The organism is Streptomyces sp. SAJ15 (assembly GCF_007595705.1).
In the GTDB taxonomy this organism is placed as follows: Bacteria; Actinomycetota; Actinomycetes; order Streptomycetales; family Streptomycetaceae; genus Streptomyces.
Genome location: NZ_NISY01000002.1, coordinates 836,510 through 853,040 on the forward strand (window position 1 = coordinate 836,510; position 16,531 = coordinate 853,040).

The following is a 16,531-nucleotide window of genomic DNA, read 5'->3' on the forward strand; positions in this document are numbered from 1 at the left end:
CCGCTCCAGAGCGCAGACAGCGAACAAGGGGAAGGCGCCATCGTGACACGGTGGCGGACCCTTCCGACCGACATCCGGTAGCCCCGTGACACGTGAGGTTTCTCCTGTTCACGCCGGGGAACCAACCGCCCCTCGCGGCCGACTTCCTGGAGATAGCGGACCCTGACGGCGGCAACCGCGCGTCGGGGGCGCCGTGTTCCCCGACCGGCCGGTCCGCGCCCGGGGCGGCGTACGCGCGGCCGGGCGCGTGATCCGCGCGGAACCCGAACGGCCCGCCGTACGACTTCCTGGGTGACCCACGACCAGAGGAGATGTCCGGCGTGTCCCTGCCTGCTTCGTCCGCCCCCTCCGGCCGCGTTCGCAGACGCGCACCCTACCCGCGCCTCCATGGCCGGCCCCTCGTCACCCCCTCCGGTGCCGCACCCATACGCCCATGATCGATTCCCGCGCGTCCCGCGCCACCGCCAGCATCAGCGCCCGGGTCCTGGCCGTGCTGCTGCCCTACCGCCGCGCCGCGGATCCCGCCGAGGCGCCCGACCACCCCGAACAGCTCTTCCAGATCGAGCAGTTCGTCCGCGCGGGGGAGCCGATCGTCTTCACCCTGCCCGGCTTCCCCTGCAAGTCGACCAACCCCGCCAAGGTGCTGGGTCCGCTCCCCGACGAGAGCGAAAGGCTCTCGCTCCGCTTCCTGGACCGGCTGTGCGCGCGGATCGCCGAGGTGTACCCGCCCGGCGCCCGACTGGTCATCTGCGCCGAAGGCCATGTCTTCGGCGACCTCATCGGCGTCTCCGACGCGCACATCGACGCCTATGTGGAGGAGCTGCGCGCCATCGTGCGGCGCGAGCGCCTCACCCGTCTGACCACCTTCGACCTGCGGGAGGTCTACGGCGATCTGCCCTACGCCGGCAAGCGGGCCCTGGTGGACGCCGTGTACGCGCCCAGCATGGAGAGCCTGTGGGCCCAGGCCCGCGCCGACGCGGACACGCAGCGGCTGTACCGGGGCATCGCCCGCTCGTTGGCCGAGGACGCCCGGGCCGTCGCCTTCCCCGGCCCCCGCTCCGCGCTGCGGCGCGCCCATCGGGATCGCGCCTACGGCGTCCTGCGCCGCAGCCGTGCCTGGTGCGACCTGATCGCGGACCACCATCCGCGCTCGGTGCGGCTCTCCGTCCACCCGCAGCGCTCCGGTGCGGCGAAGTTCGGCATCCGGCTGCTGGAGGCGGACGACGTCTGGGCCACGCCCTGGCACTCGGCGGCGCTGCGGTGCGCCGACGGCGGCTGGCGGCTGATGCGCCGGGCGGACGCGGAACGGCTGGGACGCCTGGTGGTGCGCCACGGCCGCCCGAGCCACTTCGAGGCCCGGTAGGACCGGGCGGCGGGCGGTCGTGCGGCCGGGGCGTAACCGGGGGAGTCGTGCCGCCGGGGCGTGACGGGGGTAGTCGACGGCGGGCAGTCGTGCGGCCGGGGCGTAACCGGGGGGAGTCGTGCCGTCAGGGCGTGACGCGGTGGGCACGACCCGGCGCCCCGCCGCGCGGGCAGCGGTTCGTGGAGCAAGGAGGCCCGTTCCATCGGCCTCGTTCCGCTGACGGCGCGTCAAGACGATCACCGGGTGGCCCCTGCGGCCGGTCGCGGCGTCGAGCCGCCTACGCTGCCGGTCACCGTCCCGAGGAGAGGCTCCGATGACCACCCATCAGCTGGACCAGCTCGCACCCATGCCCACCGACTGGCAGCGTGCCCTGGCGATCGTCGCCCATCCCGACGACCTCGAGTACGGCGCCTCCGCGGCGATCGCCACCTGGATCGACCAGGGGCGCGAGGTGGTCTACCTGCTGGCCACGCGCGGCGAGGCCGGGATCGACGGCATGGCCCCGGCCGTGGCCGGCCCGCTGCGCGAGGCCGAACAGCGGGCGAGCGCCGCGGCGGTGGGGGTCTCGGTGGTGGAGTTCCTGGACCACCGGGACGGCGTGATCGAGTACGGCACGGCGCTGCGCGCCGAGTTCGCCGCCGCGATCCGGCGCCACCGCCCCGAACTGGTGATCACCCTCAACCACCGGGACACCTGGGGCAGCGGACCGGGGCAGGCGTGGAACACCCCGGACCACCGCGCGGTCGGCCGCGCGGTGCTCGACGCGGCCGGCGACGCCGGCAACCGCTGGATCTTCCCCGAGCTGCTGACCGAGCGGAGCCTGGAGCCCTGGAACGGGGTGCGCCACGTGGCCGTCGCCGGCTCCCCGCACCCCACGCACGCGGTGGACGCGACCGACGGGGTCGAGCGCGCCGTCGACTCGCTGCTGGCCCACCGCAGCTATATCCAGGCGCTCACCGACGAGGACCCCGAGCGCTACTGCCGCACCTTCCTGGAGGGCACGATGTCGGCCGCCGCCGCCCGCTTCGGCGGCCGCCCGGCCGTCGCGTTCGAGCTCTTCAACCGCTGACGCGGCGGTCGCCGTCCGGCGCGGAGTCCGCGGCCGCGCGTTCCATGACCAGCGCGGCCGCGTCGTCCTGGAGCCGGCCTCCGGCATGGGCCTCGAGGTCCGCCCGCAGCCGGGCCAGCAGCTCCGAGGTGGGCAGCTCGGCCCAGCCGCTGAGGCGGTCCGCGAGCGGATAGAACGCGCCGTCCGCGCCACGCGCCTCGGTCACCCCGTCGGTGCAGGCGAAGACCCGCGCCTCGGCGGGGACGGCGACGCGCTGCACCGCGCGGGGCCGCTCCACCAGCTGGCCGAGGCCCAGCGGCAGCCCCGCCTCGTCCGGCGGCGCCAGCTCGGTGATCCTGCCGTCGCCGTGGATGAGCAGCGGCGCCACATGCCCGCAGTCGACGAAGACGATGGGCACGCTCGTCCCGTCGGGCATCCAGGTGTCCTCCTCGACCCCGAACACCAGGGCCGTCACAAACCGCTCGTCGGCCCCCTCCGACTCGTCCGCCGCCGACCGCGCGTAGCGCCACAGGCCCGACTCCATGGCGTCCACCGCGCTCTCCAGGCTGGGCCGGTAGAAGGCGGCCTCGCGGAAGGCGGTGAGCACCGCGGCGCCCGCGCCGAGCGTGCGCAGCCCCTTGCCCTGGACGTCGCCGATCAGCACCCGGGTCCCGTACGGGGTCTCCAGCACCTCGTAGATGTCCCCGCCGACCAGCGCGTCCCGCTGCGAGGAGACGTAGAGCCCGTCCACGACCACGCCGCGGCTGCGCAGCGGGAGCTGGCGCAGCAGAGCGCGCTGCGCCGCCTCCCCGGTGACGCGCAGCCGCGTCAGCAGCTTGTCCCGTTCGTAGAGCAGCCGTGCCAGGGTGATGGCCGCCCCCGCCAGCAGCAGGTTGCCGAAGACGGTGGCGATCGTGTTGAGCGCCTGTGGGTCGTCGGGCTCCGCGCCGTGCAGCGTGGCCATGGCGAGGAAGTCGACCGCGGCGATGAGGATCGCCTGGCGGTAGGTGCACAGCGCGGCGGCCACGATCGGGGCGACGGCCGCGTACATGTCCATCCGGACATCGCGCGGCGCGACCTGGTCGACCACGACGATCAGCCCGATGTACACGAGCAGCACGATGAAGACGCTGTTCGCCACGGCGCGCGTGCGAGCCCTCCACGGCACGGTTGCGGACCTCCGCCTCCGGCATCCGGGACGCTCTCAGGCTCGCACGACCCCCGGCGCGCGGCGACCGCAGGCCGGGTGTGTCCGGGGCCGGGCAGCGGACGCGGGGGGCCGGGCCGTCGGCATGTCCGCCCCGGCCGGGGCGGTGCCCGGCCGGGCACCGTCGCCGGGCGCCGCCATTGGTGTGAACCAATACTGGTCAGGCCCCGGTTGAGGTCAATGGTTGAAACATCGACCGACCAGTGACGGACGGTCCTCGATCGGGCATACTCCAACCGCTACAGCCGCAGGTCATCGCCGCCGCAACCCGGTGCGCGAGGACCGGCTGCGGCATCCAGACCGGCGGCGGTCGCCCAACCCCTGGCCCCGCGCCGCCGCAGCGCCCGACAGGGAGGAGAGCGCCGCCATGATTGAGCACGGCCCCCAGCCGGTGGAACGACAGCTGCCCACCGAGGAAGCCCGTGACCTGATCGCGCTCGTGCGCGAGCTCGCCGCGCGGGAGATCCGGCCGCACGCCGCCGAGGAGGAGGCCGCCGGGCACTTCCCGCGCGAGCTGTTCACCCTGCTCTCCGAGTCCGGCCTGCTCGGACTGCCCTACCCGGAGGAGTTCGGCGGCGGAGACCAGCCGTACGAGGTCTACCTCCAGGTCCTCGAGGAGCTCGCCGCCGCCCGGCTCACCGTCGGCCTCGGCGTCAGCGTGCACACCCTCGCCTGCCACGCCCTCGCCACCTACGGCACCAAGGAGCAGCGCGCCGAGCACCTGCCGGCCATGCTCGGCGGCGGCCTGCTGGGCGCCTACTGCCTCTCCGAGCCGGCCTCCGGGTCCGACGCCGCCTCGCTGCGCACCCGCGCGGTGCGCGATGAGGGCGAAGGCGCCGGCTGGACGCTCAACGGCACCAAGGCGTGGATCACCCACGGAGGCATCGCCGACTTCTACACCGTCCTCGCCCGCACCGGCCAGGAGGGCCCGAAGGGCATCTCGGCCTTCCTGGTGCCCGGCGACGCCCCCGGCCTGTCCGCGGCCGCCCCCGAGCGGAAGATGGGCATGAACGGCTCGCCCACCGCCCAGCTGCACTTCGACGACGTGCGCGTCGCCGACGACCGCCGGCTGGGCGAGGAGGGGCAGGGCTTCTCCATCGCGCTGGGCGCGCTCGACGCCGGCCGGCTCGGCATCGCCGCCTGTGCGATCGGCGTGGCCCAGGCCGCGCTGGACGAGGCGATCCGGTACACGACCGAGCGCAGGCAGTTCAACCGGCCCATCTCCGACTTCCAGGGCCTGCGCTTCATGCTCGCCGACATGGCCACCCAGATCGAGGCCGGGCGCGCCCTGTACCTGGCCGCCGCCCGCCGCCGCGACGCCGGGCTGGCCTTCTCGCAGCAGGCGGCCATGGCCAAGCTCTTCTGCACCGACGCCGTCATGCGCGTGACCACCGACGCGGTCCAGCTGCTCGGCGGCTACGGCTACACCGCCGACTTCCCCGTCGAGCGCTTCATGCGCGAGGCCAAGGTCCTCCAGATCGTGGAGGGCACCAACCAGATCCAGCGCGTGGTCATAGCCCGCCACCTCGCGGGCCCCGAGTCCCGCCGCTGAACCCGGCCGGGCGCGCCGCCCCGGCGGCGCGCCCGAGCGGTCGAGTGCCCGAGCGGCCCAGTGCCCGAGCGGTCGCGGTGGGAGGTGCTCCCGCCGCGACCCCGCGACCCCGCGACCCCGCGACCCCGCGACCCCGCGACCCCGCGACCCCGCGGCGCCGGCCTCCCGGCGCGCGGCCCCCTACCGCCGCGCCCCCGCGTCTGAGAGCCTCCCCTGGCACTGGCCGCACCCGGAAACACCGGACTCCCAGGAGGCGCCATGCCGGCGACACCCGAGGACCGGGCCGAGAAGGGCCCTGAGGACCGCTCCGAGAGACGCCCCGAATCCCGCCCCGTATCCCGCTGCCAGGGCTGGGACGACGCCCCTGCCCGCGGTCGCCCGGCACGGAGCGCCCCCAGCCGGCGCGGCACCCTCTCCGCGGTGGCGGCGGCCGCCCTGGCGGCACCGCTGCTCCCGCCCGCCCCGCGTGCCTCGGCGGTCCCCACGGACGCCGCCGCCACAGACGCCGCCGCCCCGGAGGTCGCCACGGAGGCCGCCGCGGACGCCGGCGCCCCGGACGCCGGCGAGGTCCCCGCCCTGCGGACGATGACCTTCAACCTCCGTTTCGCGAGCGACACCCCGCCGCACACCTGGGCCGAGCGGCGGCCGGTGACACGGGAGTTGCTGCGCCGCGAGCGGCCGCACCTGCTGGGCACGCAGGAGGGGCTCTACGGGCAGCTGCGCGACATCGCCGCGGACCTGGGCGCGCCGTACGCCTGGCTGGGCACCGGGCGACAGGGCGGCAGCCGGGACGAGTTCATGGCGGTCTTCTACGACACCCGGCGGCTGGAACCCCAGGAGTACGACCACTTCTGGCTCTCGGACACCCCGTACCTGATCGGATCCAACACCTGGGGCGGGGCGGTGGTCCGCATGGTCACCTGGATCCGCTTCCTCGACCTGCGCACCGGGGCCCGCTTCTACGCCCTCAACACCCATCTGGACCACCGCGGCCAGCACGCCCGCGAGCGGTCCGCGGAGCTGATCACACGACGGCTCGCCGAGCTCGACCCCGCGCTGCCGCGCGTGGTCACCGGCGACTTCAACGTGCCGGCGCACGGCGACCCGGTCTACGCGGCCATGCTGAACGGCGGTGCCCTGGTGGACTCCTGGGACGCCGCCGAGCGGCGCGGCAGGCTGTACGGGACCTTCCACGGCTATCGGCCGCCGGTCCCGGACGGTGAGCGGATCGACTGGATCCTCACCTCGCCGGGGGTGCGCACCCGCTACGCCGCGATCAACACCTTCTCCCCGGGCGGCCGGTTCCCCAGCGACCACCTGCCGGTGCAGGCAGTCCTGGAGATCTGACGAGCCGTGGGAGTCGGACTCGGGCGCCGGCGCCGCCGGTCAGCGCTGGCGACGCCGCATGCCCGGCACCCGGATCGGGCGCGAGCCGGGGCCGCCGATGTGCGAGAAGGGCTGGGTCCGCCAGTCCAGGCTCTCCGGCAGGGTCAGCAGCAGCGCGGCGTCCTGCTCCTGGACGCCGAGGGCCTCGTCCGCGGACGCGGCGTCCGCGGCCGCCCGCCCGGTGCCGGGGCACACGGTCAGGCCGAACGGGTTCCACGGGGAGGGGCACAGCGCGTGCTCCGGCAGCACGTCCTCGTCCGGCAGCAGCGCGATCGGCCGCGCGCAGTCCGGGCAGGTCACCCGGAACATCTCCAACGTCTCGTAGCTGTCCACATCGTGGTCGTACGTATCGTGGCCGCCTTCGTTGAGGCGTTCAAGATTGGGCATGTGTCGTTCCCCCTCAGATGGGCCGTGAGGCGCCGCGGCCTCGACCACAGCAAGCATTTCCCGCGCGGCGCCGTGGGTAATCGCGGCGCTCCGGGGGACACCGAGGAGGTGATGTGGCATTGGTCACATGCCCGGTGCAGATGCGCGGCGCGTCGGCCGCACACCCCCGCGCGCGCACCGCGCGCGCACCACGCGTCCCCCGGGGCCCGCCGGGACCTCCGCGGGACGCACTCCCGTTGTGTCCCACCCGCTTCGACCCCCTAAGGTGATCCGCTGTGGAGGAGTTGGACAGACAGATCGTGGAACTGCTCGTCAAGGACGGGCGGATGAGCTACACCGACCTGGGCAAGGCCACCGGCCTGTCCACCTCGGCGGTGCACCAGCGGGTACGCCGGCTGGAACAGCGCGGCGTCATCCGCGGCTACGCGGCCGTGGTCGACCCCGAGGCCGTCGGTCTGCCCCTCACCGCTTTCATCGGGGTGAAGCCCTTCGACCCGAGCGCGCCCGACGACATCGCCGACCGGCTCGCCGACGTCCCCGAGATCGAGGCGTGCCACAGCGTGGCGGGCGACGAGAACTACATCCTCAAGGTGCGCGTCGCCACCCCGCTGGAGCTGGAGCACCTGCTCACCCGGATCCGCTCGCTGTCCGGCGTCTCCACCCGTACCACGGTCGTGCTCTCCACCCCTTACGAGGCCCGCCCGCCGCGCGTGTGAGTCGCATACGAGACTGGACCCCATGACCGAGCGCACTGCCCCCGAAGACCGGCCCCGCACCGTCCTGCTGCGCGGCGGCGAGGTGCACAGCCCCGCCGACCCGTTCGCCACCGCCATGGTCGTCGAGGGCGACACCGTCGCCTGGGTCGGGTCCGAGGGCGCGGCCGACTCCTTCGCCGACGGCGTGGACGAGGTCGTCCGGCTCGACGGGGCGCTGGTCACCCCGGCCTTCACCGACGCGCATGTGCACGCCACCGCGACCGGCCTCGCCCTCACCGGGCTGGACCTGCTGGACGCCGACTCGCTGACCGACGCGCTGGCGCGGGTACGGGCGCACGCCGCGGCCCGCCCCGGCGACCGGGTGCTGCTGGGCCACGGCTGGGACGCCTCCCGCTGGCCGGAGCGGCGCCCGCCGTCCCGCGCGGAGCTCGACGCGGCCACCGGCGGCCGACCGCTCTACCTCACCCGGGCGGACGTGCACTCCGCCGTCGCCACCAGCGCCCTGCTCGACCTGGTGCCGGGCGTCACCGAGCTGCCCGGCTACCACCCGGACCAGCCGCTGACCGGGGACGCCCACCACGCGGTGCGCGCCGCCGCCCACGCGAGCGTCGGCACCGCGCAGCGCGAGGAGGCGCAGCGCGCCACGCTCGCCCGCGCGGCCGCGCTGGGCATCGGCACCCTGCACGAGTGCGCGGGCCCCACCATCTCCAGCGAGGACGACCTCACCGGCCTGCTGGGGCTCGCCGCGCGGACCCCCGGCCCCCGGGTGACCGGTTACTGGGCCGAGGCCGTCACCGGCCCGGCCGGCCTGGCCAAGGTGCGCGAGCTGGGCGCCGTGGGAGCCGCCGGCGACCTCTTCGTGGACGGTTCCCTGGGCTCGCACACCGCCTGCCTGCACGAGGCCTACGCCGACGCCCCGCACACCGGAACCGCCTACCTCGACACCGACGCCGTGGCCGCCCACGTCGCCGCCTGCACCGAGGCCGGGCTCCAGGCCGGCTTCCACGCCATCGGCGACGCCGCCGTGAGCGCCGTCGTGGCGGGCGTGCGGACCGCCGCCGAGGCCGTCGGCCTGGACCGGATCCGCGCCGCCCGGCACCGGATCGAGCACGCCGAGATGCTCACCCCGGAGACCATCGCGGGCTTCGCGGAGCTCGGCCTCACCGCCTCCGTCCAGCCCGCCTTCGACGCCATCTGGGGCGGCGAGGACGGGATGTACGCGGAGCGGCTGGGGGCGGACCGGGCCCGCACCCTCAACCCGTACGCCGCCCTGCTGCGCGCCGGGGTGCCGCTGGCGATGGGCTCGGACGCCCCGGTGACCCCGCTCGACCCCTGGGGCACCGTGCGCGCCGCCGCCTTCCACCGCACCCCCGAGCACCGAATCTCGGTCCGCGCGGCCTTCACCGCGCACACCCGCGGCGGCTGGCGCGCCGTGGGCCGCGACGACGCGGGCGTGCTGGTGCCCGGCGCCCCCGCCGACTACGCCGTCTGGGCCGCCGGCGAGCTGGTCGTCCAGGTCCCCGACAGCCGCGTCGCCGACTGGTCCACCGACCCGCGCTCCGGGACCCCGGGACTGCCGGACCTCACCCCCGGCGGTCGGCTGCCGGAGTGCCTGCGCACCGTGGTCGCCGGGCGCACCGTGTACGCACGACCGAACGAGTGACGCCACTCCGCCCCGTACCGCCGAACGATCGGCCCTCGGCCGGTCTTCGGCACCCGAGGCTGTCCGTACTGACCTGCTCCTTTGGGGAAACGGCGCAGGTCGTGCGGCTGTTGACAGGGTGTGGTCGGCGGCCGGTAGGTTCGGCCGGGTCCACCACGGGACGTCCGACCGGAGAGTCTTCACGCAGTCGTCGAACGCCGCTGGGCCATGGGTGGCGTGCCGTGCCGGCACGCCGCCGCAGGGAGCCAGGTCCAGCGCACGGGGGCGAGGAAGGGATCACCGGGTCGGCAGGTGCGACCCGGGAGGGGCCCGGACGTTCAGTAGACAACGGCTCTCGGTCGACCCGCAGCCAGCGGGTCCCAGGTCGGCCCGAAGGGCGCCGGGCCCCCATCCCGCCGATACCCTGAGCACAGGTATGACCGCCGCGGTGCCGCCCCCGCGGCACGGCCCCCACGGGGGCGCACCGGCCCCGCGACGGGGGCGGCACGGAACCCCCGGCCGTACTCACGCGTTGCTCACCCCGGGGACACATCACTCGCCGCGCGTTGTACGGTCACCTCACCACCGCACGACCTGCAAGGAAGGCCGCGACCGTGCCATCGGGTTCCGAGACCACCGCCGACACCGCCACCTCCGGCGCGCCCCAGGCGCCCGCCGTGGCGGCTGCCGACGAGCCGCGGCCCACCCGCCGGCAGCGACTGGCCGGCTGGGGGCGCCGGGAGTGGCGGCGCAGCGCCCTGGCCGCGGCCGCGGGCGTGGCGCTGGGCCTCGCCTTCCCGCCCTACGGGCTGTGGCCGCTGTCGCTGCTCGCCGTGGCCGCGCTGTCCCTGCTGACCCGCGGCAGGACCGCGCGCCAGGGGGCCTGGACCGGTTTCGCCTTCGGACTGCCGTTCTTCGTGGTGCTCCTGAAGTGGCTGAACGTCGTCGGCTGGGACGCCGTGGTGGGCCTCTCCCTGATCGAGTCGCTCTTCCTGGTGGCGATGGGCGCCGGGCTGGCGCTCACCTCCCGGCTGCCCGCGTGGCCCCTGTGGGGGGCGTGCCTGTGGGTGGCGCAGGAGTGGGCGCGTGACCGCACGCCGTTCGGCGGCTTCCCCTGGGGCCGGCTGGCCTTCGCCAACACCGGCTCGCCGTACACCCCGCTGGCCGCGCTGGGCGGCGCCCCGCTGGTCACCTTCGCGGTCGCCCTCACCGGCACCCTGCTGGCCGCCGCCGCCCTCGTCTGCTGGCGGATGCGGGGCCGGCTGGCCGCGCGCACCGCGCTGCCGGCCGCCGGAGCGGTGGCGCTCGCCGCCGCCGTCACCGGGGCCGGGTACGCCGTGCCGATCCCCACCGACGCCGACGACACCGTCGACATCGCCGTCGTCCAGGGCAACGTCCAGCAGCCCGGCATGGACTTCCTCGGGCGCCCGATGAAGATCCTCAACAACCACGTCGAGGCCACCCTGAAGCTGGCCGAGGACGTCAAGGCCGGCCGCGCGGACCGGCCGGACCTGGTGATCTGGCCGGAGAACGCCTCCGACCTGGATCCCTTCCAGTACCGGGAGGCGTACGACCGGATCGACGAGGCGGTCAAGGCCATCGGCGTGCCGGTGCTGGTCGGCGCGCTCGTCGACCACCCCAACAAGCCGGGGTACGTCTTCAACCAGGGCATCGTCTGGGACCCGAAGACCGGGCCCGGCGCCTCGTACACCAAGCAGCACCCGGTGCCGTTCGGCGAGTACGTGCCGTTCCGCGCCCAGCTCAGCAAGGTCATCTCCCGGCTGCAACGGGTCCCGCGCGACTTCTACCCCGGCGACCACTCCGGCGTGCTCCAGCTGGGCCCGGCCCGGCTCGGCGATGTGATCTGCTTCGAGGTCGCCTACGACGAGATCGTCCGGGACACCGTCAACGACGGCGCCCGCGCCCTGGTCATCCAGACCAACAACGCCACCTACGGCCGCAGCGGCCAGCCCGAGCAGCAGCTGGTCATGTCCAAGCTGCGCGCCATCGAGCACGGCCGCGCGGTCGTCACCGCCGCTCCCAGCGGCATCAGCGCCATCGTCGCCCCGGACGGCACCATCCAGCAGCGGACGGCGGAATTCACCCAGGACGTGCTCACCGCGCGCATCCCCCTGCGTGACGACATCACCGTCGCCGACCGCGTCGGTGCGAAGCCCGAGTGGGTCCTCGCTATGGTGGGCGTTCTGTCCTGCGCGGCTGCGATCATGATGAGCCGTCGAGGACGTACGGATATGAAGGGGCAGCACACGTGAGCGACGACGGCGGTCAGCGGACATTCGGTCCGCTCGGCACGGTCTTGGTGATCATTCCGACCTACAACGAGGCGGAGAACATCAAGCCGATCGTCGAACGGGTACGGACCGCGGTGCCCGAGGCGGACATCCTGGTCGCCGACGACAACAGCCCGGACGGCACCGGCAAGATCGCCGATGAGCTCGCGGCCGAGGACAAGCAGGTCCACGTCCTGCACCGCAAGGGCAAGGAGGGCCTCGGCGCCGCCTACCTCGCCGGCTTCCGCTGGGGCATCGAGCACGACTACGGCGTCCTGGTCGAGATGGACGCCGACGGCTCGCACCAGCCCGAGGAACTGCCCCGGCTGCTCATCGCGCTGCGCAACGCCGACCTGGTGCTGGGCTCGCGCTGGGTGCCCGGCGGCCGCGTGGTCAACTGGCCCAAGCACCGCGAGTTCCTCTCCCGCGGCGGCAGCACCTACTCGCGGCTCCTGCTGGACGTGCCGGTCCGGGACGTCACCGGCGGTTTCCGGGCGTTCCGCCGCGAGACCCTGGAGGGGCTGGGCATGGACGCCGTCGCCTCGCAGGGCTACTGCTTCCAGGTCGACCTCGCCTGGCGGGCCATCAAGGCCGGCTTCACCGTCGTCGAGGTCCCCATCACCTTCGTGGAGCGCGAGCGCGGCGACAGCAAGATGAGCCGTGACATCGTCGCCGAGGCGCTGTGGCGGGTCACCTCCTGGGGCGTCTCCTCCCGCGTCAACAAGGTGCTGGGCCGCGAGCAGTCGTCGTGACGACCGCCGACGGACGCCGCTGACCGTCCGCCGTCGGGGAGCGCGGCGCGCCGCCCGCCTCCCCGTCCCGGGACGGGACCCGCGGCCTCACCACGGCCCGGGCCCGGCCAGCGCCGCGATCAGCACGATCCCGGCGATCAGCCAGGCGACGTAGTCGCCGATGTGTCCGGACTGGAGGCGCCGCAGCGGCGTCAGCAGCCGGGCCGCGACACCGGGAGTGGTCATCGGACGGCGCACCGCCAGCACGGCGAGCGCGACGGCCAGCCCGGCGGAGACCAGACCCAGCAGGACGCCGACGGTCGACCAGTGGGGCGGCGGCACGGGGGCCGGCTCGGCGGCCTGCCGTACGCCCAGCACCGCCTCCCGGCCCGCGCCGGCCGCCAGCGCCGGGATCACGCCGACCGCCAGCGAGCCGGCCAGCAGCGCGCACTGCACGGCCGTCATGGTGACCGGGATGCGCCCCAGCCGGCCCCCGGTCTCCGGCTGCTCGTGTTCGCCCCGGGTCTCCGGGCCCTCCGCCTCGATCCCGGCACCCGGCGCCGCCGGCCGCCCGTCGCCCGGCCCCGCACCGGCCTCCTGTCTGCCACTCGGCTCCCGGCCGGCCCCCGCGAAGACCCGCAGCCCGGCCCGGAGCACCGCGCCGCCGGTGACGGCCGACACCAGGACGAAGACGGCGGGCAGCCAGCCGGCGAGGTGCCCGGCCGCCTCCTCCGCCACGGCCTTGCCCAGTCCCGTGCCGAAGGGCGGCAGCCCGGCCAGTGCCAGCCCGCCCACGAGGAACAGCCCGCCGCTGAGCGGCAGCTCGCGGGCCCGGCCGTAGAGCTCGTGCTCGTCGACCGACGCATAGCGGTCCAGCAGGATGCCGGCGCAGGCGAACAGGGCGGCCTTGACGCCGGCGTGCCCGAGGACGTACAGGGCCACCCCGGCCGTCCCCTCCCGGCTCAGCACGCCCAGGCCGACCAGGAACAGCCCCGTGTGCGCCACGGTCGAGAAGGCCAGCAGCCGCTTGAGGTGGCGCTGGAGCCAGCACATGACCGCACCGAGCAACGCGGTCGCCACGCCGATGGTCACCAGGGTGCGGGTGAAGGCGGGGTGCGGGACGCCGCCGGGGCCGGCGAACACGGTCCAGTAGACCCGCCCCACGCCGTACACCCCGAGCTCCACCATCACCCCCGACAGCAGCATGCAGACCGGGGTCGGGGCCACCGCGTGCGCGTCCGGGAGCCAGAAGTGGAAGGGCACGGCGGCGGCCTTCACCAACAGCCCGCAGAGCACCAGCGCGAAGGCGGTCAGCACCAGCGCGTCCGGGGCGCCACCCGCGCCGGCGTCCAGCCGCCGCCCGATCCGGGCCAGCCCGAGCTCCCCGGTGCGCGCGTACAGCAGGACGATGCCCAGCAGCGCGCAGTAGGCGCCCAGCGAGTTGACCAGTCCGAAGGCGAGCGCGCCCTGGAGTGGCCGCGGCTCCTCGACCCGGTAGCCCGTGAGCGCGTACGCGACGACCCCCATCAGTTCGAAGAAGACGAAGGCGTTGAACAGGTCCCCGGTGAGGGCGAAGCCGCACATGCCCGCCTGGAAGAGCAGGATCAGCGCGGGGAACGAGCCGCTGTGGCCGCGCGGCGGCTCCTCGAAGTAGTGCCACGCGTAGATCAGGACGGCGGTGACGAGGAAGGAGACCAGCGCCGCGAGCCCCAGCCCGATCGGGTCGCCGACGAGGACGATGCCCACCGCGCCCGACCCCGGCCGCCAGCCGCCCAGCCACTCGGCGCCCGGGTGCCGGGCGGCGAGCAGCGCCAGCACGGCCGTGGTGGCCGCGAAGCCGCAGCCGACGGCGTCGGAGGCGGTCCGCGGCAGCAGCCGGCCGGCCGCCACCAGCACGGCCGCCCCCAGCAGCGGCACCGCGACCACCAGCGGCAGCAGTCTCGTGGAGTCCATCGGCCCGGCCCTCCGTCAGCCCTTGAGCTCGGAGAGCGAGTCGGGGTCCACCGTCCCGTGCCGCTTCCGCAACTGGATCACCAGCGCGAGGAGCAGCGCGGTGACGGTCGCGCCGACCACGATGTCGGTGAGGGCCAGCGCCTGGACCACCGGATCGACCACCGGGGCGTCGGTGGGGGCGTCGGAGAAGACCGGGGCGGTGCCGTCGCGCCGGTAGCCGACGGCGAGCAGCAGCACATAGGTCGAGGACTGGGTGACGGCGAGACAGCCCACCGCGTGGATGAGGTCATGGCTGGTCACCAGCCCGTAGCAGCCGACCAGGAAGATCCAGCAGGCGACCAGGTACGGCAGCACCGTCATGCGCGATCCCTCTCCGCCGGGTCCGAGGACTCCTCGATCTCCACCGCCTGGTCCAGGAACCGGGCCAGCAGCACCACCACGGCGCAGCCGACCTCCATACCCACGGCGGCGTTGAGGACGACGACCGTGCCGCCGGAGGCCACCGTGCCGAAGTCGCCCGGCGGCAGCACGTTGGCGAGGAAGGCCGCGCCCGCCAGCACCCCCGCCAGCCCGGTGATCACGTACGCGGCCTCCCCGGCCGCGTCCCCGACCTCGTACAGCCCGACCGGCCGGATCCGCTCCAGGGCGCGGTAGTCGACGGCGATGTAGAGCAGGTGCAGCGCGGTGGCGGCGACCACCCCGCCCTGGAAGCCGCCGCCGGGGCTGACCGGCCCGTGCGCGATGACGTACAGACCGATGAGGAGCGTCACCGGCAACATCAGCGTGCCGAACCAGCGGATCCCGGCCGGGACGCGCGCCGGCTCCGGCTCCTCGCGGTGCTCGTCGGCGGTCTGCCGCAGCAGCACCACGGTGCCCACCACGGCGGCGAACAGGATGGTCTCCTCGCCGAGGGTGTCCAGGGCGCGAAGGTCGAAGTTGACGAAGGAGACGACGTTGGCGGTGTGCCGGCGCAGCGCCGCGGCCACGGCGCTGTCGCCGTACGGATGGCGCGGGCCGCCGAAGGGCGGCAGTCGGAGGCAGGCGAGGGCCAGCAGGGCCGCCAGGGCGGCCGCCCCGGCCAGGAAGAGCCACAGCCGGCCGCGCGAGGTCATCGCCGGGGCCCCCGGAGGCGGCGCCGGCCGCCGCCGTCCCCGTCGCGCGACGGGTCGTACGGCGGCGCGCCCCGCGGCCCGTCGCCGCGTCCGGCCCGCCGGACCTTCCGCACCGCCAGCAGGATCATCAGCGGGGTCACCGCGGAGCCCACGGCCAGCTGGGACAGCGCCACGTCCGGGGCCTGGACGAAGAGGAACAGCAGCGTCAGCGTCAGCCCGAGGAAGGAGAGCACGGGCACCTGGCGCAGCGGGTCCCGGTTGAGCGCCGCCGCGGTCGCGGCGGTCGCCACCAGGATCAGGGCCACCGCGATCAGCGCGTCCGCCACTCCCGGCCACCCCTCTCCGCGCTGGTCACCAGCGAACCGGCCATCAGCAGGCCACCGATCAGCAGGAGTTTGCCGCCGGCCCGGCCGGGGCCGGTGGCGACACACAGCGGCAGCACGGTGGCCGGCACGCCCAGCCAGGCGGTCCGGCGCACCAACCGCGAGCCCGGCAGGGTGTCCAGGAAGCGGGCGTAGACCAGCGTGCCGGCGGGCGCCAGAAGGGCCAGCACCAGCGCCGCGTCGACATACGACGGCCGCCGGAAGCCCTGGGCCGCCAACAGCAGGCACAGGCAGCACAGCAGGCCGGCGAGGTTGAGGCCGACCAGCCGGCGGGGCGGATCGCCGGTCGCGACGCGCCACAGCACCGGGCCGAGTGCCACGAGCGGGACCAGCGCGGCCGCCAGCCAGCCGTCGTCGGTGCCCACGGGGGCGCCGGAGCCCACGGCACCGGCGGCACGGGCGACCACGGCGCACGGGCCCGGCGCGCTCATCGGCGGGCCACCGCCCGGCGTGCGGCCCGGGCGGCGACGGCGGCCGGCAGTGCCGCGACCGCGCCCACCGCCGCCTCCAACGGGCTCAGCGACGCGACGAGGAGCAGCCACAGCGCGGCCAGCGCGGCCCACCAGGCGGCGATCTCCAGCGCGCCGGTCAGCACACCGGTCATCCCGGCACCTCCGTGGCAGCTCCGCTTCCTGGCCCGCAGCGTACGGGCGGTGGGTGGCCGGCACCGGGAAGGCGCGCGGTGCCGGCCACCCGGGCCGCGGCGATCCGCGCCCCGGCGGGGGCGGTGCGCCCCGGCGGAGGCGGTGGTGGGGCCCGG

At 75.1% G+C, this 16,531-nt stretch carries 16 protein-coding genes; 8 read left to right on the forward strand and 8 right to left on the reverse strand.

Annotation, left to right across the window (positions count from 1 at the left end; all coding sequences use genetic code 11):
- Positions 1 to 433: 433 nt before the first annotated feature.
- A complete protein-coding gene (locus CD790_RS09065) occupies positions 434 to 1,363 on the forward strand; it encodes an isocyanide synthase family protein (RefSeq protein WP_144382514.1) in 930 nt (309 codons plus the stop codon).
- A gap of 313 nt (positions 1,364 to 1,676) precedes the next feature.
- Positions 1,677 to 2,432 (forward strand): PIG-L deacetylase family protein, encoded by a 756-nt coding sequence (locus CD790_RS09070; RefSeq protein WP_144382515.1) that lies wholly within the window; start codon positions 1,677 to 1,679, stop codon positions 2,430 to 2,432.
- Here CD790_RS09070 and CD790_RS09075 read toward each other — a convergent pair.
- Entirely contained in the window at positions 2,422 to 3,552 is a 1,131-nt protein-coding gene (locus CD790_RS09075) for a PP2C family protein-serine/threonine phosphatase (RefSeq protein WP_144382516.1), read from the reverse strand. The genes CD790_RS09070 and CD790_RS09075 overlap by 11 nt on opposite strands.
- Positions 3,553 to 3,985: 433 nt before the next feature.
- Here CD790_RS09075 and CD790_RS09080 point away from each other — a divergent pair, with 433 nt between their 5' ends.
- Together CD790_RS09080 and CD790_RS09085 are read left to right on the forward strand one after the other, a co-directional pair.
- A complete protein-coding gene (locus CD790_RS09080) occupies positions 3,986 to 5,170 on the forward strand; it encodes an acyl-CoA dehydrogenase family protein (RefSeq protein ID WP_144382517.1) in 1,185 nt (394 codons plus the stop codon).
- 258 nt (positions 5,171 to 5,428) lie between these two features.
- Positions 5,429 to 6,517: an endonuclease/exonuclease/phosphatase family protein gene (locus CD790_RS09085; RefSeq protein WP_144382518.1), complete on the forward strand. Its 1,089-nt coding sequence runs from the start codon at positions 5,429 to 5,431 to the stop codon at positions 6,515 to 6,517.
- A gap of 39 nt (positions 6,518 to 6,556) precedes the next feature.
- Here the strand turns inward: CD790_RS09085 and CD790_RS09090 are convergent, their stop codons facing one another.
- Positions 6,557 to 6,943, reverse strand: coding sequence for a hypothetical protein (locus tag CD790_RS09090; protein ID WP_144382519.1), 387 nt, complete (start codon positions 6,941 to 6,943; stop codon positions 6,557 to 6,559).
- A 275-nt stretch (positions 6,944 to 7,218) separates the two neighbouring features.
- Here CD790_RS09090 and CD790_RS09095 point away from each other — a divergent pair, with 275 nt between their 5' ends.
- The 4 genes from CD790_RS09095 (at position 7,219) to CD790_RS09110 (ending at position 12,344) form a co-directional block, all read left to right on the forward strand.
- Complete coding sequence (locus CD790_RS09095; RefSeq protein WP_144382520.1) at positions 7,219 to 7,659, forward strand: Lrp/AsnC family transcriptional regulator; 441 nt, start codon at positions 7,219 to 7,221, stop codon at positions 7,657 to 7,659.
- A 22-nt stretch (positions 7,660 to 7,681) separates the two neighbouring features.
- Positions 7,682 to 9,322, forward strand: a complete 1,641-nt coding sequence (locus CD790_RS09100) for an amidohydrolase (RefSeq protein ID WP_144382521.1) — start codon at positions 7,682 to 7,684, stop codon at positions 9,320 to 9,322.
- A gap of 593 nt (positions 9,323 to 9,915) precedes the next feature.
- Positions 9,916 to 11,574, forward strand: coding sequence for an apolipoprotein N-acyltransferase (gene lnt / locus CD790_RS09105; protein ID WP_144382522.1), 1,659 nt, complete (start codon positions 9,916 to 9,918; stop codon positions 11,572 to 11,574).
- Positions 11,571 to 12,344 carry a polyprenol monophosphomannose synthase gene (locus CD790_RS09110; protein WP_144382523.1) on the forward strand — a complete coding sequence of 258 codons (774 nt, stop codon included), beginning with the start codon at positions 11,571 to 11,573 and terminating at the stop codon, positions 12,342 to 12,344. Before lnt ends, CD790_RS09110 begins: the two co-directional genes overlap by 4 nt.
- Before the next feature lie 87 nt (positions 12,345 to 12,431).
- Here CD790_RS09110 and CD790_RS09115 read toward each other — a convergent pair whose 3' ends face one another.
- From CD790_RS09115 to CD790_RS34465, 6 genes are read right to left on the reverse strand one after another with little or no spacing between them, the layout of a single operon-like run.
- The gene (locus CD790_RS09115) at positions 12,432 to 14,276 is read right to left on the reverse strand and encodes a complex I subunit 5 family protein (protein WP_144382524.1); all 1,845 of its coding nucleotides are present in this window, start codon (positions 14,274 to 14,276) and stop codon (positions 12,432 to 12,434) included.
- A gap of 15 nt (positions 14,277 to 14,291) precedes the next feature.
- On the reverse strand, positions 14,292 to 14,636 hold the full coding sequence (locus tag CD790_RS09120) for a sodium:proton antiporter (RefSeq protein WP_144382525.1): 345 nt from the start codon (positions 14,634 to 14,636) through the stop codon (positions 14,292 to 14,294).
- Positions 14,633 to 15,388 carry an MnhB domain-containing protein gene (locus tag CD790_RS09125; RefSeq protein WP_144382526.1) on the reverse strand — a complete coding sequence of 252 codons (756 nt, stop codon included), beginning with the start codon at positions 15,386 to 15,388 and terminating at the stop codon, positions 14,633 to 14,635. The genes CD790_RS09120 and CD790_RS09125 overlap by 4 nt, the downstream gene beginning before the upstream one ends.
- Positions 15,385 to 15,714 (reverse strand): DUF4040 domain-containing protein, encoded by a 330-nt coding sequence (locus tag CD790_RS09130; RefSeq protein ID WP_144382527.1) that lies wholly within the window; start codon positions 15,712 to 15,714, stop codon positions 15,385 to 15,387. The genes CD790_RS09125 and CD790_RS09130 overlap by 4 nt, the downstream gene beginning before the upstream one ends.
- Positions 15,699 to 16,202, reverse strand: a complete 504-nt coding sequence (locus CD790_RS09135) for a monovalent cation/H+ antiporter complex subunit F (RefSeq protein ID WP_144382528.1) — start codon at positions 16,200 to 16,202, stop codon at positions 15,699 to 15,701. The genes CD790_RS09130 and CD790_RS09135 overlap by 16 nt, the downstream gene beginning before the upstream one ends.
- A complete protein-coding gene (locus CD790_RS34465) occupies positions 16,199 to 16,375 on the reverse strand; it encodes a hypothetical protein (RefSeq protein ID WP_186318934.1) in 177 nt (58 codons plus the stop codon). Before CD790_RS34465 ends, CD790_RS09135 begins: the two co-directional genes overlap by 4 nt.
- Positions 16,376 to 16,531 lie beyond the last annotated feature (156 nt).